Consider the following 19,185-nt stretch of genomic DNA (forward strand, 5'->3'; position numbering starts at 1 on the left):
ATTCAATAGGGGGCGGGATTGTTACGAGATATTTTTCTGTTGTGATGGGCTATTTTTGCGAATTTAAAGAACTAAGTATTTGATTTTAAATGATTTTATTTCTATTAAAAATTTCTTCACATGGCATTGAGAAACGATTCAATAATCGTATCAATCGACTCAATGTGTCGATTGTGTCGAATTATTAGTTGCCTAACCTCCATGTGATATGCTCGGATATTCATCATTTCTACGATGGGCAGTGATCATTCATGTGGGTTCCCCAGCTAAGCGAGTTCAGTCAGCCGATGTATTTGTCGATTGCCGATGCGTTGGCGCGCGATATCAACAACGGCGTGTTGAACGAGGGCGATCGCCTGCCGACCTTGCGGGAGCTGGCCACCACCTTGAATGTCACGCCGGGCACCATCAGTCGGGCCTATAGCGAAGCTCATCGGCGTCGCTTGGTGCAGGGGGAAGTGGGGCGTGGCACCTACGTGCTCAACCAGAAACAGCTGGAGCTGCCGGCCAGCAACAGCGCCTCCGCGCCGCTGAACCTGGGGCAATCCGAACTGCTCGATCTTTCGATCATCAAGCCCTACAGCGAAACCCTGGAGTACTGGTTGCGTGGCGCGCTGGTGGGCATGGCCAAGAGCACCGATTTCGCTCGCGCACTGGATTACGCGCCGGATGGCGGTCACCCGGCGCATCGCGAGGCGGGGGCGCAATGGTTGCGTCATTCATTGCCCGACGCGCAATGGCAGCAAGTGGTGATTACCGCAGGAGCCCAGCATGGCTTGATGGTGGCGATGAGCGCCCTGACCAACGCCGGTGACCTGGTGCTCTGCGAAGCGCTTTGCTACCCGGGCATCATCTCCCTGGCCCACGGTCTTGAGCGGCGCCTGCGTGGCGTGCCGATGGATGACGAGGGCATCATTCCCGAAGCGTTGCGTGAACTGTGCCTGCGAGAGAAGCCGGCGATGCTGGTCTGCGTGGCGACCTGCCAGAACCCGACGGCGGCGATCATGTCGCAGAAGCGTCGGGCCCAGATCGCCGCGCTTGCCGAGGAGTTCGACTTCATCATCCTGGACGATGATATCTATGGCTTCCTGGCCACCGACCCATCGATCAAGCCACTGTCGGCCTTTGCGCCGGACCGTTCGGTGTACCTGACCAGTCTGTCGAAATCGGTCATGCCGGCGCTTCGTGTCGGTTATATCTACAGCCCGCCGAAACTGCTGTCGCGCCTGACCTCGATGGTGCGCAGCAGCGTCTGGATGCCGTCGCCATTGACCGCGCAGTTGGCCAGCAATGTGATTACCGAGGGCCTGGACAAGAAACTGATTCGCATCCAGCGCAACGAGGCGGCGGGGCGACAAGCGATCGCCCGGGAAATCTTTGCCAATTTCGAGCTCAAGACCCAGCCATATTCCTATCACGTCTGGTTGACGCTGCCGGAGCCATGGACCAGCGACGAGTTCACCATGCTCGCCCGGGCCAACGGTGTATTGGTCCTCAGCGGCACCCAATTCCAGGCTGAGCGCTCAGGGACCACCCGCTGTGTACGGCTGGTGTTGATGTCCCCTACCAGCCAGGACGAACTGCGTTTCGCCCTGACCAAGCTGGCGAGCCTGATCGATTCAGATCCGCGCCGTTATTACTGAAAAAGATCGCAGCCTTCGGCAGCTCCTGCACGGTTGTTCCATGTGGGAGCTGCCGAAGGCTGCGATCTTTTTTAGTTATTCGTCCGACGGATTGAGCAGTTCGGACAAGGCGTCCGGCTGGCTCTTGAACGCCTTGGCGAACACATCACGATTCTTCGCCATGTAGATCCCGGCTTCCTCGACCTGTTGCTCGCTCAGCGATGGAACGGCTTTTTGCAACACCTCTGCCAGCAATTCGGCGAGTTCCAGCATTTTGTCATGACGGTCAGCTTCGGCTTTATCCATGAACAAGCGCTCCAGATCTCGGCTGCTGCGGTATACCACTTCGACGGCCATTCACCACCTCACATGCCTTCACATTGGTTGTCTTTGTGACTACTGTATTTATATACAGGCAAAAGAATAAGCGAATCCTGTTGCTTTGGATAGTGGCTTTTTAATGTAGATCGGTTTCGGCATGTGAGGACAAAGCTTGTGGGAGTAAAAGCTTGTGTGGGAGCAAAGCTTGCTCGCGACAAGGCCGCATGACGATCACAAAAGTGCCGGATACCAGCCTATCGCCATCTCACCTTCAGTCGCTGGCCTTTTTTCTGCATGCAGAACAACCGTCACGTCCAACCCGCATCATCCGGTCGAGCCGACCTAAGGAAACTACATCGTGAAAATCAACTGGGCCGAGACCTTGCGCCAGAACGTCCATCAACTGGCCGAGTCCCTGGGAAACCTGTTCGTCGAGACCTTCCATTACCTGGCCCTGTTCGCCATCGGAGCGGTGACCGCGTGGGCGGCGGTAATGGAATTCTTGCAGATGATCGAAGCAGGACACATCAAGATCGATGACATCCTGCTGCTGTTCATCTATCTGGAATTGGGGGCGATGGTCGGGATCTACTTCAAGACCAACCACATGCCGGTGCGGTTCCTGATCTACGTGGCGATCACGGCGCTGACGCGGCTGCTGATTTCCAACGTTTCCCATCACAGCCCGCCGGACCTGGGAATCATCTACCTGTGTGGTGGCATCCTGCTGCTGGCGTTCTCGATCCTGGTGGTGCGCTACGCTTCGTCGCAGTTTCCCTCGGTGAAGATCGAGCACCCGCACCGCAAGGTCGGCGCGGGTTCCAGCGAGCATGCCGAGGTGGAGAAAGGAGAAATCTAGATCCCGGCGGCAGAGGGCGCCGGCCCCTGTGCGTGCGGTGGTGGCAGCTTGATGCTGTCACCGCCGGTCATGGCTTCGAGGATGGCCACGGCGCTGTGGCCCTGCTCGATGGCGATACCGAACTGAATGCTTTGCACCAGGCGCTTGAGCCGCTCCGGGTCGTTGCGCTGCTGGGCGCTGATCATGCGTTTGGCAACGATGCGCCCGCTCTTGGACAGGGTCAGCATGATGCTGCCGTCCAGGCCCTGAATGCTCAGGTTGATTTGATAATGCGGCGCAAAGGCGTCGGTAATGATCTGAAAAGGGTTGTCCATGATGCGTCACCGCCTGATTGAACGTGCAGTTGTTGACCGGCCATGATCGGGATTAGTTCGCAACACCGGACCACCGGCCATTCCATGATCGTGTTCATCTCGAGATTCCTGGGGCCGGGCAGGTCTCAAGATCAAAAGATCGCAGCCTGCGGCAGCTCCTACAGGGAGTTAGCAAGTGGCATGCCGGAAAAACTGTCGGACAATGATCACGGCGCCTGGGCGCCAAACGCTCTGGAATGCGGCTGTGGCCGCTGCCCGTTTCGGGGCAATAACGCGCGGATGTTCGCTGACGGTGCAGGAGGGGAGGCGATTTACGGTGGGCAGGCAGGGCAGGGGTAACTCCCGACATTAACAGCGCTTTTGGCTGTTGTCTGGCTTTATTTGCATATGAATATTTATCTTTTTTTAGGGGTTGAATTGTTCTTCCGCCAGCCCGACTCTGTATTCAAGGGGCCGTTGCATCAACGTCGACGGCCCCCGGCGAGCTAGCTGAAATAAGGGATGAACTATGCAAATCCAAGTCAACAGCGATAACCATATTCAAAGCAGCATCCGACTGGAGGAGTGGGTACGTACTACCATCGAAAGCACGCTCGAACGTTATGAAGAGGACCTGACACGGGTTGAGGTTCATCTGCGGGACGAGAACGGCGATAAGCCTGGTCCCCATGATCTGCGTTGCCAGCTTGAAGCACGGCCGAAGGGCCATCAGCCGATTTCCGTGACGCATAAGGCCGAATCGCTGGAACTGGCGATCGAAGGCGCGGCCACCAAACTTGAAAATGCCCTGGAGCATTTGTTCGGCAAACTGCGCGGAAAGCGCGCCGTCATTGAGGAGCCGAGCGAATCCGTAGCCTTGGCCGATGCGATGCTGGAAGAGGAATTCCTGGAAAACGAACGGGCCGCGCTTCACGGCTGAAACCTCGTTCATTTCACTTGCGACTGAAAAACGGGCCTGCAATCGCAGGCCCGTTTTGTTTTTATCGCTTTGCGCTCCTGCATTGATCACATTCTCCTGTGGGAGCGAGCCTGCTCGCGATGGCGATAGCCGGCGCTAGCGCAAGAACGCCTGCCGATACTCCCCAGGCGTCGCACCCAGGGCCTGACGGAATCGATTGGTGAAGTGGCTGGCGCTGGCAAATCCGCAGGCCAGCGCCACGTCGCCCAGCGGTTGTGAGGTGGTGCGCAGCAAATGCCGCGCGCAGGTCAAGCGTCTGGCCAGCACATATTGATGAGGAGGCAGCCCGAAGCTTTCGCGGAACATCCGCGCGAAGTGGTATTCGGACAACGCACACAGCGCCGCCAATTGGCCGAGGCTGATGGCATTGGCCAAGTGGCTGTCGACGTAATCCACCAGCAACCGCCGTTGATGAGCGGCCAGGCCGCCTTTGAGGCGAAGTCCCTGGCGCTGGCCCACCTGGCTGAGCAGCAGGTGATTGAGCAAGTCATGGGCCAGGCTGGTGGTCAGCAGGCGTTCACCGGGTTCGTCCCAGTTCAGCGCGATCAACTGGCGAAAACGCTGTGCTTGTCGCGGGTCGTCGAGGAAGGTCTCCTCGTGCAGTTGCACCTGCCGGGGCTCGCGGTCCAGCAGCGTGACGCAACCAAGGGCAAATTGTTCCGCACTGAAATACAGGTGGGCGAGGCGAATATCGCCGTTGATGACCCAGGCTGATTCATGCCCGGCCGGCAGGATGCAGAGTTTGTCCGGTGCCCCCGTGGTGTCGGGTCGCTCGCGGCGAAACGTACCGGTGCCGCCAGCGATGTAGCACGATAGCGTATGGTGCGTTGGCGCCTCGTAGTCCTGGGCATCGTGGTGATTGCTCCACAAAGCGGCCGCCAAGCCGTCCCCGAGCTCGGCGCTGTGCTCCAGGCGAGCATTGGGCGAGCTGTTGAGGGCTTGAAAGACTTGCAAGGTTTGCAGTGTGGACATGATCGGTTCTCCAACGCTTGCATCCTACTCCGTCGGCCGGTCCGTGCCAGCCTGTCAGCTGACAAAACCGCAAGTTTACGCAAGCGCCGGGTCAATGGCAGCGGGACACTGAACGTCATTGTCAGGAGCCGTCACCATGAACCTCTCGTTGTACCTGCTTACCGTGCTCATCTGGGGCACCACCTGGATTGCCCTGAAACTGCAGTTGGGCGTCGTCGCCATCCCGGTGTCGATTGTCTATCGCTTCGGTCTTGCGGCCCTGATCCTGTTTGCGATGCTTTTGCTCAGCCGGCGCTTGCAGGTGATGAACCGGCGCGGTCACTTGATTTGCGTTGCCCAGGGCCTGTGTCTGTTCTGCATCAATTTCATGTGCTTCCTGACCGCCAGCCAGTGGATTCCCAGTGGATTGGTCGCCGTGGTGTTTTCCACCGCCACGCTCTGGAATGCCCTCAATGCCCGTGTGTTCTTCGGTCAGCGGATTGCCCGTAACGTGCTGTTGGGTGGCGCCCTGGGGCTGCTGGGGCTGGCGCTGCTGTTCTGGCCGGAACTGGCCGGTCATAGCGCCAGCCCACAAACCTTGCTTGGCCTGGCGCTGGCGTTGTTGGGCACCTTGTGTTTCTCGGCAGGCAACATGCTGTCGAGCCTGCAACAGAAGGCCGGCCTCAAGCCGTTGACCACCAACGCCTGGGGCATGGCCTATGGCGCGGCGATGTTGGCGGTGTGGTGCGCGTTCAAAGGCATCCCGTTCGACATGGAATGGAACACGCGCTACATCGGCTCACTGTTGTACCTGGTGATCCCGGGTTCGGTGATCGGCTTTACGGCCTATCTGACGCTGGTGGGGCGCATGGGGCCGGAGCGGGCGGCGTATTGCACCGTGTTGTTCCCGGTGGTGGCGTTGAACGTGTCGGCGTTTGTCGAGGGCTACCAGTGGACGGCGCCGGCATTGGTGGGGCTGGTATTGGTGATGCTGGGGAACGTGCTGGTGTTTCGCAAGCCTCGGCCGCAGCCCATGAAGGCCGCCTTGGGTGCGCGTTGAAATGACTGCTTAGGCCGGCCCGCTCGGGCCGGCCTAAGCGGTTACTTCCAGACCTGCGGGTTGACCAGGTTCTGCGGTCGCTCGCCCAGCAATGCACTGCGCAGGTTATCCACAGCCAGATCGGCCATGGCGGCACGGGTTTCGTGGGTGGCCGAGCCGATGTGGGGCAGGGTGACGGCGTTTTTCAACTGGAACAGCGGCGATTCGGCCAGCGGTTCTTTCTCGTAGACATCCAGCCCGGCGCCGCGGATGCGATTGTTCTGCAGGGCTTCGATCAGCGCCGGTTCATCCACCACCGGGCCCCGGGAAATGTTGACCAGGATGGCGCTCGGTTTCATCAGGCCCAGTTCACGCTGGCCGATCAGATGGCGGGTCTTCTCGCTCAATGGCACGACGAGGCAGACGAAGTCCGCTTCGGCCAGCAACTGGTCCAGTTCGCGAAATTGTGCGCCCAATTGGTTTTCCAGTTCGGTCTTGCGGCTGTTGCCGCTGTAGAGGATCGGCATGTTGAACCCCAGCCGGCCACGCCGGGCAATGGCTGCGCCGATGTTGCCCATGCCGACGATACCCAGGGTCTTGCCATGTACATCGCTGCCGAACAGTTGCGGGCCGACTGTCGCCTGCCATTGGCCTGCCTTGGTCCAGGCGTCCAGTTCGGCCACGCGCCGGGCGCTGCTCATCAGCAGGGCGAAGGCAAGGTCGGCGGTGCTTTCGGTGAGTACGTCGGGGGTATTGGTGAGCATGATCCCGCGCTCGTTGAAGTAGGCCAGGTCATAGTTGTCGTAGCCCACCGATATGCTGGATACCACTTGCAGGTTCGCGGCGCCTTGCAGTTGTTCGCGCCCGAGCTTGCGACCGACCCCGATCAGCCCGTGGGCGTGGGGCAGGGCTTCGTTGAACTGTGCGTTGATATCGCCCTTGGACGGGCTCGGCACAATTACGTCGAAGTCCTGTTGCAGGCGCTCGACCACCTGGGGCGTGATACGACTGAAGGCAAGTACGGTTTTTTTCATCGTGCAAGGCTCATCGGGGAGAAGATACCAAGCACGCTAACATTCCTGGCGAGGGTTAGGCGAGAGGGAGCTGATTGGGAATGTAGCCAACCCCTGTGGGAGCGAGCTTGCTCGCGATAGCCGTAGACCACTCAACATGGATGTCGGCTGACAGTCCGCCATCGCGAGCAAGCTCGCTCCCACAGGGGCCTGCAGTGGACAAGGCATTGGGGCTCACCCCAGGTAGAATGTGGGAGCGAGTCGCTAGGTTTATGCCGCCCGCAGCGAAATAAAGGCGTAATTGATCGGCGCTTCAGTGACCACCCGCGCGCCGCTGGCCAATACCTGGCTGGCCACATCATCGCCAGACAGATGGAACAGCCATTCACTGGTGTGCTGTTGCGCAGGTTGCAGGCGTGCCTGATCGAGGGCGGCCACGAATGCGCTCATCTGCGGCAGATACGCGGTGAACCCGTCACCCTTGAGCGCGGTGGTGCGGATGCCCAGGGCGGCGCAGATGCGGTCCTTGATGGCGATCTCTTCACGGTCGGCCTGGCGTGAACGCTCGATCAACCGGACCAGTTCCTGATCGACCAGTTCACCGCCGAGTATCAGTTGTGGCCCGGTTTCCCACGACTCTGGAGGGCATTCCTTGACGGCGATATTGAGCGGGATGTGCGGGTTGATTTCCATCGGATAGATGCGGCACACCAAGGGGCGGCGCTCATAGATGCGGCACAGGTTTTCATCGTCAAGATTCCGACAACGGCCGACGTTGTAGGCGGCAAAGGTGATCGCCACAAGGGCGTCGATGCTGCCGCTGTGGACCACCGCCGAGCGGCGCTCGGCATGCTCGCGTTGCCCTGCCGGCAGGCCGAGGCCGTTGGGCAGGAAGGCTTCCACCAGGACAATCACCTGGCCGCCGTCGTCCGCCCACATCCGGGCCTCGTCGAGGGTCAGGGGGACGTGGTGATCGGTGCAGCATTTGCCGCACCCTACACAGGAAAACGTTGTGTTCATTGAGCGCCCGGTCGCAGAAAGCTGGGGAACGGCGACAGAAAAACGCCGTGATGGACCGTGCGAAGCAAGTTATGCGCCACTCACCGGTCGGTAGCGGCCGGGCGGATCGAGTCCCACTCGGTCACATAGGCGGTTTTGGTTTTTTTGCGGTAGAGGCACAACTCGGTGCCGATCGCCCCTTTCATGTGTTTCTGCGGATATTGGCCTTGCAGTAACAGCGCGGTGTAGCCGACTTGGTCGTCGAATTGAGCGGCGTTACCCACCGGCTCGGCGCTCTTCAAGCCGCTGGCCTTGATGCAACTGGCCAGCACGGCTTTGTCGTGGGCGGCCCAGGCGTCCGGGCTGGAGGCATGGGCCTGGGAGGCCAGGACGGTGAGGCCAAGGAGAATCAGTAGACGGATTTTCATCAGGGAGCCTTGTTCCGGGAAGCCAGGACAAGATTATGCCTGAGGTTGTCGGACGGTGATCGCCCCCACGCGTGAACGCAGAAGCGAGCAACCTATATGACTCAGTGACCCTGCTCGGCAACGGCCTTGGCCGCCGTGATCAGGCACTTGGTCAGTTCCGGTGAAGAGAACTTGGTGAGCACGCCGTTGGCACCCGACAGCCGGGCTTTTTCGCTGTTCATGGCGCTGTCCAGCGAGGTGTGCAGCAATACGTAGAGGTGGGCGAAGTCTGGGGTTTCGCGCAGGGTCCGGGTGAGGGCATAGCCGTCCATCTCCGACATCTCGATGTCGGAGACGATCAGGTTGATCTGTTCGGCCGTGCCTTGCAGGTCCAGCAGGCACTCGATGGCTTCCTTGGCGCTGCGCGCGGTGTGGCATTGCAGGCCCAGGTTGCGCAGGGTGTGCACCGATTGCTGCAGCGCGACCTGGCTGTCATCGACCACCAGGATCCGTGCGTTGCCCAGCACCTCGGCGTCTTCCATGCTCAGTTCGGTCGGCGCGGTTTCGATCTGTGCCGGGGCGATGCCGTGGATGACCTTTTCGATATCCAGCACCTGCACCAGCGTGCCGTCCACCGAGGTCACGCCGGTGATGTACGAACGCACACCGCCGGAGCCGTAGGGCGGCGGTTTGATGTCGGTGGTCAGGCAATGCACGATCTTGCTCACCGCCTGCACGTGCAAACCCTGTTTGGAACGGCTGACGTCAGTGACGATCAGGCAGCCGCCATCCGGGTCTTCCAGCGGTCGCTCGCCAATGGCGCGGCTCAGGTCGATCACCGACAACGATGTCCCGCGCAGGGTGGCGATGCCTTTGACGTGCGGATGCGACTCCGGCAGCTTGGTCAATGGTGGGCAGGGAATGATTTCACTGACCTTGAGCAGGTTGATTGCCATCAGCTTGCCGCTGCGCAAGGTAAACAGCAGAAGCGAAAGTGAATCTGCGCGGGCTTTGTTGGAAGACATAAAAACCTTCTGTGGAAAAAGGTGGGGCGAACTCGAGGATCGCCAAAACAGCTTTTGATATTGGGTTATCGACTCGTTGGGGACAGGCTTTAGGGCAAAAGCCGTCGGCAACCCAATTCACTTGCTCAAATTTCCTTTGAGTGTGCCAATCCACAGGTTTCTATTTCAGCCCCAACCGCCGGGCCATCCGCCCCAGGTTCGCCCGGTCCAGCCCTAGCTCCCGGGCGGCGCTGGCCCAGTTGTGCCGGTGACGCTCCAGGCAGGCAGCGATCAGCGTGCGCTGGAACTCGTCCACCGCTTCGCGCAAGTCTCCGGTTACGCCCTGCGCGGTCGGTGCCGGGCTGATGGGCGAAGGTATGGGGTTGTCCACAGGCGCCTGGGGCAAATCCAGGTCCTGGGCGCTGAGACTGAGGATTTTCGGGCGCGTCGCGCACCGGCCCAAGGCCTTCAAGGCGCTGCGGCCGATCAGGTGTTCCAGTTCGCGCACATTGCCCGGCCAGTCGTAGGCCAGCAGTGCGGCCTGGGCATCGCTGGTCAGGCGCAGGCTGCCCAGGCCCATGCGCGAACGGTTGTGCTCCAGGAAAAAACCGCTGAGCAGCAGCACGTCCCGCCCGCGATCGCGCAGCGCCGGCACCTGCAGCGGATACACGCTCAAGCGATGGTAGAAGTCGGCCCGATACCGGCCGTTGCGCACTTCTTCGGCCAGGTCGCGATTGGTGGCCGCGATCAGGCGCACATCGACCCGGTGTTCCTTGTCCGAGCCCAGGCGTTGCAGTTGGCCGCTTTGCAGTACCCGCAACAACTTGGCCTGGACAGTCAGGGACAACTCGCCCACTTCGTCGAGGAACAAGGTGCCGCCGTCGGCCAGTTCGAACTTGCCGCGCCGGTCGTTCGTGGCCCCGGTGAAGGCGCCTCGTACATGGCCGAAGAGTTCGCTTTCCACCAGCGTATCGGGCAGGGCGGCGCAATTGAGGCTGATGAGTGGCTGCTCGGCACGTTTCGACGCGGCATGGATGGCCTGGGCGACCAGTTCCTTGCCCACGCCGGTTTCGCCGGTGATCAATACCGTCAGGTCGCTGCTGCCCACCAGCGCGATCTCTTCCACCAGGCGCTTGTGGGCCTTGCTCTGGCCGACCATGTCGCGAGGTTGCTGGCCGCTGGCCTGGCGATAGACCTCGGCGCGGCGGTGCTCGTCCTCGGCCTTCAGTGCCAGGCGCTCGATGCGCTCGGCGGCGCTGACCGTGGCGGCGGCGAGGCTGGCGAAGGCTTGCAGGGCACTCAGGTCGATGGGCTCGAAGCGCTCAGGATCCAGCGAATCCAGGGTCAGCAGGCCCCAGGGCCGTTCGTCGACGAACAGCGGGCAGCCCATGCAGTCATGAACCTCCAGATGTTCGGCGAGCCCCTCGACCAGTCCGTCGTACGGATCGGGCAGGCCGCTGTCGGCGGCGAAGCGAGTGGGCTGTGGGCTGGCCAGCAGCGCTTCGAAGCGCGGGTGTTCGCTGACCCGGAATCGCCGGCCCAGTGTATCGGTGCTCAGGCCATCCACGGCGAGCGGCACCAGGCAGTCGCCGTCCAGGCGCAACAATGCCGCCGCATCGCAGGGCAGCAGGGTTCGCAAGGTGCCGAGCAGGCGACGATAACGTTCGCCTTCAGGCAGTTCGCGGGACAGATCGGCCACCAGTGGTAGCAGGGAGGTCAGCAGGGCGGTTGCGGTCATAATGACTCCATGTAGTCTTAACGACTATAAGGTGGGCCGTGTCGATATGACTACATTGTTTTTAACTATCTGATATTTAATGAAAAAATTTATGGCATGGAAACTGATAAGACTTACCTAACTGTTATCGGTCATACGCCAGGAGTCACCCTATGCTCAGTCGAGAAGAACGCGCCATCATTCGCTCCACCGTTCCGTTGCTTGAAAGTGGTGGTGAGGCGCTGATCACTCACTTCTATCGCATGATGCTGTCCGAATACCCGCAGGTGCGCCCATTGTTCAACCAGGCTCACCAGGCCAGTGGCGATCAACCGCGGGCCTTGGCCAACGGTGTGTTGATGTATGCGCGGCACATTGACCAGCTCGATCAATTGGACGACCTGGTGGCGAAGATCGTCAACAAGCACGTTGCCCTGCAGATCCTGCCGGAACATTACCCGATTGTCGGTTCGTGCCTGCTGCGAGCAATTGCCGAAGTGCTGGGCGCAGAGATCGCCACGCCCGAAGTGATTGCGGCGTGGGGCGCAGCCTACAACCAGTTGGCCGATATCCTGATCGGCGCCGAAGCCGGCATGTACGACAAGAAGGCCGAGGCGCCGGGCGGCTGGCGTGGCGAGCGTGAGTTCATCCTGACTGCCAAGGTGCAGGAAAGCTCGGAGATCACTTCGTTTTACTTTGAACCGGCGGACAAGGGCCCGATCCTGCTGGCCGAGCCAGGCCAGTACATCGGCATGAAGCTCATGCTCGATGGCGAGGAAGTACGCCGCAACTATTCACTGTCAGCCCTGGCGGACAACGGTCAATACCGTATCAGCGTCAAGCGCGAGCCGGGCGGGCGGGTGTCCAACCACCTGCATCATCATTTCGACGTCGGCAGCCGCATCCAGTTGTTCCCACCGTCCGGGGATTTCTACCTGACTGCCAGCGACAAACCGCTGGTGCTGATCAGTGGCGGTGTCGGCATCACCCCGACCCTGGCCATGTTGCAGGCGGCGCTGCAAACCGAGCGGCCGGTGCATTTCATTCATTGCGCGCGCAACGGCCGTGCCCATGCCTTCCGCGACTGGATCGACGAGCTGGCCAAGCGGCATCCGCAGCTCAAGCGCTTCTACTGCTACGACGAAGACGACGGCTTGAGCCCAGCGGCCGACAAGGTGGGGCTGTTGAGCCAGGAACAACTGGCGCAATGGCTGCCGCAGCAACGTGACGTGGACGCCTATTTCCTCGGGCCGAAGGGCTTCATGGGCGCCGTCAAGCGCCACCTCAAGGCCTTGGGCGTGCCGGAGCAGCAGAGCCGTTACGAATTCTTCGGCCCGGCGGCGGCACTGGAATAAGGCCGCGCTAAACCGGGAGACCGGGTTGCCTTCATCGCGAGCAGGCTCGCTCCCACAAGGGATCTGCGGTGGACACGATTCCTGTGAACACCACAAAAAAACTGTGGGAGCGGGCTTGCTCGCGATTGCGTCAGTACATTCAACATCAATGCAAGCTGACCCACCGCTATCGCGAGCAGGCTCGCTCCCACAAGGGATCTGCGGTGGACACGATTCCTGTGAACACCACAAAAAAACTGTGGGAGCGAGCCTGCTCGCGATGGCGGCGGCAGGTCCATCCTGGGTCCAACTGACCAGAATTAATCCGTACTTAACCTTCTCAAGGTCTATTCCCCTTCAATGTCGACGCCCGCTGCTCGTTCACTGTCATGGTCTGCGTGTAGACTTCGGGCATCCGACCGCGCGCCCGAGCGTCGCCGTGCCGCGCGTCGATCAATGCAGACAAAGGGAAACGCAATGAGTGAGGAAATGATGCGGTTAGGCCGTGAGCGGCGCTATCTGGTGCTGCTGGGGCTGATCTGCCTGGCGCTGATCGGCGGTGCGCTGTACATGCAGGTGGCCCTCGGCGAGGCGCCGTGCCCGCTGTGTATCTTGCAACGCTATGCGCTGTTGCTGATCGCGATCTTCGCCTTCATCGGTGCCGCCATGCGCACCCGCCGCAGCCTGACGATCTTCGAAGGCCTGGTGGTGCTCAGCGCCCTGGCCGGTGCCGGGGTGGCAGGGCATCACGTGTACACCCAGTTCTTCCCGGCGGTCAGTTGCGGCATCGACGTGTTGCAACCGATTGTCGATGACCTGCCGCTGGCGAAGATCTTTCCGCTGGGGTTCCAGGTCGATGGCTTTTGCTCCACCCCCTACCCACCGATCCTGGGTCTGTCCCTGGCGCAATGGGCACTGGTGGCCTTCGTGTTGACGGTAGTGCTGGTGCCGTTGCTGGTGTCACGTAACCGTAAACAGATTCGCTGAAGCGTCTTCATGAAACGCCCCGGTTTCTCTTCTGGAGAGCCGGGGCGTTTTGCGTTTCACTCTTGAGCCGGACCGTCCTTGATCCGAGGCAAGAATAGCCTGCGACAATGTGCGACATGTTGTCACATATCTTGAGCCGCTCAGCCTTTTCGAGGGCAATTAAGCGCACCTTCCTGTAACAAAAAGCCGTCCGGTTTCGCAAAACGCGTATCACCTGCAGCAGGCATTTTTAACAGCGAAGCGTCGGGCGCCAGAGCCCCCGAAAACTGGGCGCTTGCCGGGCAAAAAAGCTCTTCGTGATCCTGTCGAGCTGTCTAAATCGGGCATAGTAGCCCTACGTTTTTTGGGGTTCTTGTTGAGAATTAATTTCGATAACATACTGACTTGTTGCAATATCTGCGAAAGATTGTTGCCGGATCGGATAAAAATTATTTCGAGATGAGACATGGTCTACAGCGCCTCAGCTCACTACAATCGCCCGCACCGATTTTCCGACCCGGCTCAAGCTTGAGCACGAGAGTGGTCGAAGGGCGCCAGCGCCCCATGCGACCCCAGGTGTCGGTGCCTCCAACTACCCGCACCAAATGGAATTGGGCTTGAACTAGGCCTTTGACCAACGAATAAGAACTCACTGCTGGCCCAGGATGTGTCGAACAGCCGCTGACGTTCGACGGGCAGCCCTTATTCAATCCAAGAAAATGCCAACCCTTGGCAGGGTGAAGTGTTGGCGATCAAAACCCAACTGCATTGCGCAAGCTGCTTTAGAGGTCGTGAGATGAGTAAAAACAGGTACCCCCGATTACTAGGCTTGTTGCCGCTGCTCGGCACGTTGCTGCTGGGAGGCTGCAACATGACCTTGCTCGATCCCAAGGGCCAGGTCGGCCTGGATGAACGAAACCTGATCATCACCGCTACGCTGCTGATGTTGCTGGTCGTTGTGCCGGTCATCGTCATGACCTTCCTGTTCGCCTGGAAGTACCGCGCAACCAATACCAATGCCACCTACACGCCGAAGTGGTCGCATTCGACCAAGATCGAAGTGGCGGTGTGGACCATTCCGGTTCTGATCATCATTGCCCTGGGTTACGTCACCTACAAGTCGACCCACGCCCTGGACCCGTATCGTCCGCTGGATTCCGACGTCAAGCCGATCACCATTGAAGTGGTCTCCATGGACTGGAAGTGGTTGTTCATCTATCCGGAACAAGGCATTGCCACGGTCAACAAGATCGTGTTCCCGGCCCACACGCCGATCAATTTCAAGGTCACTTCCGACACCGTGATGAACTCGTTCTTCATCCCGGGCCTGGGCGGCCAGATCTATGCGATGGCGGGCATGCAGACCAAGCTGCACCTGATCGCCAACCAGAACGCCGAACTCGACGGTATCTCCGCCAACTACAGCGGCGCGGGCTTTACCGGTATGAAGTTCAAAGCAATCGCCACGACCCAGGAAGATTTCGACGCCTGGGTCAACGATGTGAAGAAGGCACCTAAACAGCTTGAAAAAGCTGAATACGAAGCCCTTTCCAAGCCGAGCCAGAACAATCCAGTCGAACTCTACTCGTCGGTTACGCCGAACCTGTTTCAGACCATCATCGACAAGTATGAAGGGATGAATCCGGGCAAGCCGATGCACCACGAGAAGAACGAGAAGGAAGTGGCCCACAACATGGAAGGGATGGACATGAGTTCGCATTCAGCTGCCGGGGCAGAGGAGTAAACGATGTTTGGTAAATTAAGTTGGGAAGCGATCCCGTTCCACGAGCCGATTGTCATGGTGACCCTCGCCATCATCGCACTCGGCGGTCTGGCGCTGTTCGCGGGGATCACTTACTTCAAGAAGTGGACCTACCTGTGGACCGAGTGGCTGACATCGGTCGACCACAAGAAAATCGGCGTGATGTACATCGTCGTCGCCATGGTCATGCTGCTGCGTGGTTTTGCCGACGCCATCATGATGCGTACCCAGCTGGCCATGGCCACCGAGGGTTCGCCTGGCTACCTGCCGCCTGAACACTATGACCAGATATTCACCGCCCACGGTGTGATCATGATCATCTTCATGGCGATGCCATTCTTCACCGGCCTGATGAACCTTGCAGTGCCGCTGCAGATCGGCGCCCGTGACGTCGCCTTCCCGTTCCTGAACTCCCTGAGCTTCTGGTTGCTGGTTTCCGGCGTAGTGCTGATCAACCTGTCCCTGGGCGTTGGCGAATTCGCCAAGACCGGTTGGGTTGCCTATCCACCGCTGTCGGGCCTGCAATACAGTCCGGGCGTGGGGATGGATTACTACATCTGGGCGCTACAGCTATCCGGGTTGGGTACAACGCTGACGGGGGTCAACTTCCTGGCCACCGTGGTCAAAATGCGTACCCCGGGCATGAAGCTGATGGACATGCCGATCTTCACCTGGACCTGCACCTGGGCCAACGTCCTGATCGTCGCTTCCTTCCCGATCCTGACCGCTACCCTGGCTCTGCTGACGCTTGACCGCTACATGGATTTCCACATTTTCACCAATGAACTTGGTGGCAATCCGATGATGTACGTCAACCTGTTCTGGGCCTGGGGTCACCCTGAGGTGTACATCCTGATCCTCCCGGCGTTCGGGATTTTCTCCGAAGTCATCTCGACCTTCTCCGGCAAGAAACTGTTCGGCCACCACTCGATGATCTACGCCAGCGGCGCGATCTCGGTACTGGGCTTCATGGTCTGGCTGCACCACTTCTTCACCATGGGTTCGGGCGCCAGCGTCAACGCCTTCTTCGGCCTGGCGACGATGCTGATTTCGATCCCGACGGGGGTGAAGCTATTCAACTGGCTGTTCACCATCTATCAGGGCCGCCTGCGTTTCACCAGCCACGTGATGTGGACCCTGGGCTTCATGGTGACCTTCGCCATCGGCGGCATGACCGGCGTATTGCTGGCCATCCCGGGTGCTGACTTCGTGCTGCACAACAGCCTGTTCGTGATCGCGCACTTCCACAACGTGATCATCGGTGGCGCCGTGTTTGGCTACATCGCCGGCTTCGCCTTCTACTTCCCGAAAGCGTTCGGCTTCAAGCTGCACGAAGGCTGGGGCAAGGCAGCGTTCTGGTTCTGGATCACCGGCTTCTTCGTCGCGTTCATGCCGCTCTATGTACTGGGCTTCATGGGCATGACCCGTCGCCTGAACACCACCACCAACCCTGAGTGGGTGCCGTACCTGTACGTCGCCATGTTCGGTGCGGTGATGATCGCTGTTGGTATCGCCTGCCAGCTGATCCAGTTGTATGTCAGCGTGCGCGATCGCAACAAGCCAGAGAACATGTGCGACCACGGTGACCCGTGGAATGCCCATACCCTGGAATGGTCGACCTCTTCGCCACCGCCGTTCTACAACTTCGCCGTGCTGCCAAAAGCAGACGTCATCGACCCGTTCACCGAAGCCAAGGAAAACGGCACCGCGTACCCGGTCCCGGCCAAGTACGAGCCGATCCACATGCCCAACAACACCGCTACCGGTGTGGTCATGGGCGCGCTGCTGACCGTGTTCGGTTTCGCGATGATCTGGCACATCTGGTGGCTGGCCATCGCCAGCCTGGTCGGCACCGTGGTGTATTTCGCTATCCATGCTGCCCGTGACGATCAGGGCTACATGGTGCCGGTGGATGTCATCGAGCGCATCGAAGCCGAGCAGCACAAACGTCTGGTAGCGGCCGGGAAAGTCCCTGCCACCGCCACCCGTGTTGAAACCTCGTTGGAACAGGCTTAAACCATGTCGAACTTAGTGACCACTGTTGGACACGCCCATGGTCATGACCATGGGCACGATGACCATCACCACGACTCGGGCGAGATGACCGTATTCGGTTTCTGGCTCTACCTGATGACCGACTGCATTCTGTTTGCGTCGATCTTCGCAGCGTACGCGGTGCTGGTTAACAACGTCGCCGGTGGCCCATCGGGCCACGACATCTTCGAACTGCCGTACGTACTGGGCGAAACCGCGCTGCTGCTGTTCAGCTCGATCACCTACGGCTTCGCCATGCTGGCGTTGTTCAAGGGCAAGAAAACCCAGGTACTGGGCTGGCTGGCCATGACCTTCCTGTTCGGTGCCGGCTTCATCGGCATGGAGATCAACGAGTTCCACATGTTGATCTCCGAGGGCTACGGCCCTAACCGCAGCGGCTTCCTGTCCGGGTTTTTCACCCTGGTCGGCACCCACGGTCTGCACGTGACCAGCGGCCTGATCTGGATGGCGATCATGATGTACCAGGTCCAGAAAAACGGCCTGACCGCCACCAACAAGACGCGCCTGAGCTGCCTGAGCCTGTTCTGGCACTTCCTGGACGTGGTGTGGATCTGCGTATTCACCGTTGTTTATCTGATGGGGACCCTGTAAATGGCTAACGCACATTCCCATGATGGCCACGACGCCGGCCACGGCAGCGTCAAGTCCTACGCCATCGGTTTCATTCTGTCGGTGATCCTGACCGTCATTCCGTTCGGCCTGGTGATGTACCCATCGCTGCCCAAGAGCCTGACCCTGTGGATCGTACTGATCTTCGCCGTGGTCCAGGTACTGGTGCACCTGGTGTACTTCCTGCACCTGGACCGCTCCGCCGCCCAACGTAACAACGTGGTCGCGTTTGTCTTTGCCGCGATCGTGATTGTCCTGCTGGTTGGCCTGTCGTTGTGGATCATGTTCAGCATCCACACCAACATGATGGCGCACTGAGGAAAGTCCGGATGTCCCTGAAGCACTTTATCCAAATCACCAAGCCGGGGATCATTTTCGGTAACGTGCTTTCTGTGGCAGGCGGGTTTTTCCTGGCCTCGAAAGGGCATGTCGATCTGGCCATCTTCCTGGCGGCGATGATCGGCACTTCCCTGGTGGTGGCGTCCGGTTGTGTGTTCAACAACTGCATCGACCGTGACATCGATATCAAGATGGAACGCACCAAGAATCGGGCGCTGGTCCAGGGCCTGATTCCGGTGCAACTGGCCCTGGCGTTCGCCACGGTGCTGGGCGTGGCCGGCGTGGCGCTGTTGTACTGGGTGGCCAACCCGCTGGCTGCGTTGTTCGCGGTGATCGGTTTTGTCATCTACGTCGGCCTCTACAGCCTGTACCTCAAGCGCAAGTCGGTCCACGGCACGCTGGTGGGCAGCCTGTCGGGGGCGATGCCGCCGGTGATCGGCTATGTGGCGGTCAGCAACAGCTTCGACATGGCTGCGCTGACGCTGCTGGTGATGTTCAGCCTCTGGCAGATGCCGCATTCCTACGCCATCGCGATCTTCCGCTTCAACGACTACCTGGCGGCCTCGATTCCGGTGCTACCGGTCAAGCGCGGTATCCGGGTGGCCAAGAAGCACATCCTGCTGTACATCCTGGCCTTCCTCGTGGCGACCTTGATGCTGACCTTCAGTGGCTACGCCGGCATGAGCTACCTCGCCGTCGCCGCCGCCATGGGCATGTACTGGCTGTACATGGCCTGGACCGGCTACAAGGCGGTGGATGACACGGTCTGGGCACGCAAGCTGTTCGTGTTCTCGATCTTCACCATCACCGCCCTGAGCGTCATGATGTCCCTGGACTTCAAGGTGCCGAGTGAGCTGCTGCTGACCTACGCGCCTTAAGCTTCAGACGCCACAAAAAAAGCCCCGCCTTCGAGAGA

The 19,185-nt window shown here is 59.7% G+C and carries 19 protein-coding genes; 11 read left to right on the forward strand and 8 right to left on the reverse strand.

Annotated features, from left to right (window positions below):
* Positions 1-251: 251 nt before the first annotated feature.
* Positions 252-1,643 (forward strand): aminotransferase-like domain-containing protein, encoded by a 1,392-nt coding sequence (locus tag AB4O22_RS01380; RefSeq protein ID WP_003205412.1) that lies wholly within the window; start codon positions 252-254, stop codon positions 1,641-1,643.
* 75 nt (positions 1,644-1,718) lie between these two features.
* On the opposite strand, the gene AB4O22_RS01385 is transcribed toward AB4O22_RS01380, so the two are convergent.
* Positions 1,719-1,979: a YebG family protein gene (locus AB4O22_RS01385; protein ID WP_003205410.1), complete on the reverse strand. Its 261-nt coding sequence runs from the start codon at positions 1,977-1,979 to the stop codon at positions 1,719-1,721.
* Positions 1,980-2,301: 322 nt separating this feature from the next.
* On the opposite strand from AB4O22_RS01385, the gene AB4O22_RS01390 reads away from it, so the two are divergent.
* Entirely contained in the window at positions 2,302-2,802 is a 501-nt protein-coding gene (locus tag AB4O22_RS01390) for a phosphate-starvation-inducible protein PsiE (RefSeq protein WP_003205409.1), read from the forward strand.
* On the opposite strand, the gene AB4O22_RS01395 is transcribed toward AB4O22_RS01390, so the two are convergent.
* Complete coding sequence (locus AB4O22_RS01395) at positions 2,799-3,116, reverse strand: DUF3509 domain-containing protein (protein WP_003205408.1); 318 nt, start codon at positions 3,114-3,116, stop codon at positions 2,799-2,801. The two genes, AB4O22_RS01390 and AB4O22_RS01395, sit on opposite strands and share 4 nt — an antisense overlap.
* A 508-nt stretch (positions 3,117-3,624) precedes the next feature.
* Here AB4O22_RS01395 and AB4O22_RS01400 point away from each other — a divergent pair.
* Entirely contained in the window at positions 3,625-4,035 is a 411-nt protein-coding gene (locus tag AB4O22_RS01400; RefSeq protein ID WP_003205407.1) for an HPF/RaiA family ribosome-associated protein, read from the forward strand.
* Between the two features lie 135 nt (positions 4,036-4,170).
* Here the strand turns inward: AB4O22_RS01400 and AB4O22_RS01405 are convergent, their stop codons facing one another.
* On the reverse strand, positions 4,171-5,046 hold the full coding sequence (locus tag AB4O22_RS01405) for a helix-turn-helix domain-containing protein (protein ID WP_003205406.1): 876 nt from the start codon (positions 5,044-5,046) through the stop codon (positions 4,171-4,173).
* A gap of 136 nt (positions 5,047-5,182) precedes the next feature.
* Here AB4O22_RS01405 and AB4O22_RS01410 point away from each other — a divergent pair, with 136 nt between their 5' ends.
* Positions 5,183-6,085, forward strand: coding sequence for a DMT family transporter (locus AB4O22_RS01410; RefSeq protein WP_013694188.1), 903 nt, complete (start codon positions 5,183-5,185; stop codon positions 6,083-6,085).
* A 41-nt stretch (positions 6,086-6,126) separates the two neighbouring features.
* Here AB4O22_RS01410 and AB4O22_RS01415 read toward each other — a convergent pair whose 3' ends face one another.
* The 5 genes from AB4O22_RS01415 to norR form a co-directional block, all read right to left on the reverse strand.
* Positions 6,127-7,098, reverse strand: coding sequence for a 2-hydroxyacid dehydrogenase (locus AB4O22_RS01415; protein ID WP_003205404.1), 972 nt, complete (start codon positions 7,096-7,098; stop codon positions 6,127-6,129).
* A 249-nt stretch (positions 7,099-7,347) separates the two neighbouring features.
* On the reverse strand, positions 7,348-8,097 hold the full coding sequence (locus AB4O22_RS01420; protein ID WP_460095796.1) for a YkgJ family cysteine cluster protein: 750 nt from the start codon (positions 8,095-8,097) through the stop codon (positions 7,348-7,350).
* An 80-nt stretch (positions 8,098-8,177) separates the two neighbouring features.
* Positions 8,178-8,504: a hypothetical protein gene (locus AB4O22_RS01425; RefSeq protein ID WP_223470353.1), complete on the reverse strand. Its 327-nt coding sequence runs from the start codon at positions 8,502-8,504 to the stop codon at positions 8,178-8,180.
* 101 nt (positions 8,505-8,605) lie between these two features.
* A complete protein-coding gene (locus AB4O22_RS01430; protein ID WP_003205401.1) occupies positions 8,606-9,508 on the reverse strand; it encodes a chemotaxis protein CheV in 903 nt (300 codons plus the stop codon).
* Between the two features lie 160 nt (positions 9,509-9,668).
* Complete coding sequence (gene norR, locus AB4O22_RS01435; RefSeq protein ID WP_223470354.1) at positions 9,669-11,225, reverse strand: nitric oxide reductase transcriptional regulator NorR; 1,557 nt, start codon at positions 11,223-11,225, stop codon at positions 9,669-9,671.
* A 152-nt stretch (positions 11,226-11,377) separates the two neighbouring features.
* Here norR and hmpA point away from each other — a divergent pair, with 152 nt between their 5' ends.
* The 7 genes from hmpA (at position 11,378) to cyoE (ending at position 19,147) form a co-directional block, all read left to right on the forward strand.
* Positions 11,378-12,559, forward strand: coding sequence for an NO-inducible flavohemoprotein (gene hmpA / locus AB4O22_RS01440; RefSeq protein WP_460095797.1), 1,182 nt, complete (start codon positions 11,378-11,380; stop codon positions 12,557-12,559).
* A gap of 456 nt (positions 12,560-13,015) precedes the next feature.
* Positions 13,016-13,525, forward strand: coding sequence for a disulfide bond formation protein B (locus AB4O22_RS01445; RefSeq protein ID WP_003205398.1), 510 nt, complete (start codon positions 13,016-13,018; stop codon positions 13,523-13,525).
* A gap of 775 nt (positions 13,526-14,300) precedes the next feature.
* Positions 14,301-15,248 (forward strand): ubiquinol oxidase subunit II, encoded by a 948-nt coding sequence (gene cyoA, locus AB4O22_RS01450; protein WP_003205397.1) that lies wholly within the window; start codon positions 14,301-14,303, stop codon positions 15,246-15,248.
* Between the two features lie 3 nt (positions 15,249-15,251).
* On the forward strand, positions 15,252-17,282 hold the full coding sequence (gene cyoB / locus AB4O22_RS01455) for a cytochrome o ubiquinol oxidase subunit I (protein ID WP_003205396.1): 2,031 nt from the start codon (positions 15,252-15,254) through the stop codon (positions 17,280-17,282).
* A gap of 3 nt (positions 17,283-17,285) precedes the next feature.
* Positions 17,286-17,912, forward strand: coding sequence for a cytochrome o ubiquinol oxidase subunit III (locus AB4O22_RS01460; protein ID WP_003205395.1), 627 nt, complete (start codon positions 17,286-17,288; stop codon positions 17,910-17,912).
* Positions 17,913-18,248 carry a cytochrome o ubiquinol oxidase subunit IV gene (gene cyoD / locus AB4O22_RS01465; RefSeq protein ID WP_003205394.1) on the forward strand — a complete coding sequence of 112 codons (336 nt, stop codon included), beginning with the start codon at positions 17,913-17,915 and terminating at the stop codon, positions 18,246-18,248.
* 11 nt (positions 18,249-18,259) lie between these two features.
* The gene (gene cyoE / locus AB4O22_RS01470; protein ID WP_003178131.1) at positions 18,260-19,147 is read left to right on the forward strand and encodes a heme o synthase; all 888 of its coding nucleotides are present in this window, start codon (positions 18,260-18,262) and stop codon (positions 19,145-19,147) included.
* The last annotated feature ends 38 nt before the right edge of the window (positions 19,148-19,185 follow it).

It is taken from the genome of Pseudomonas sp. S3_B11 (assembly GCF_054667715.1).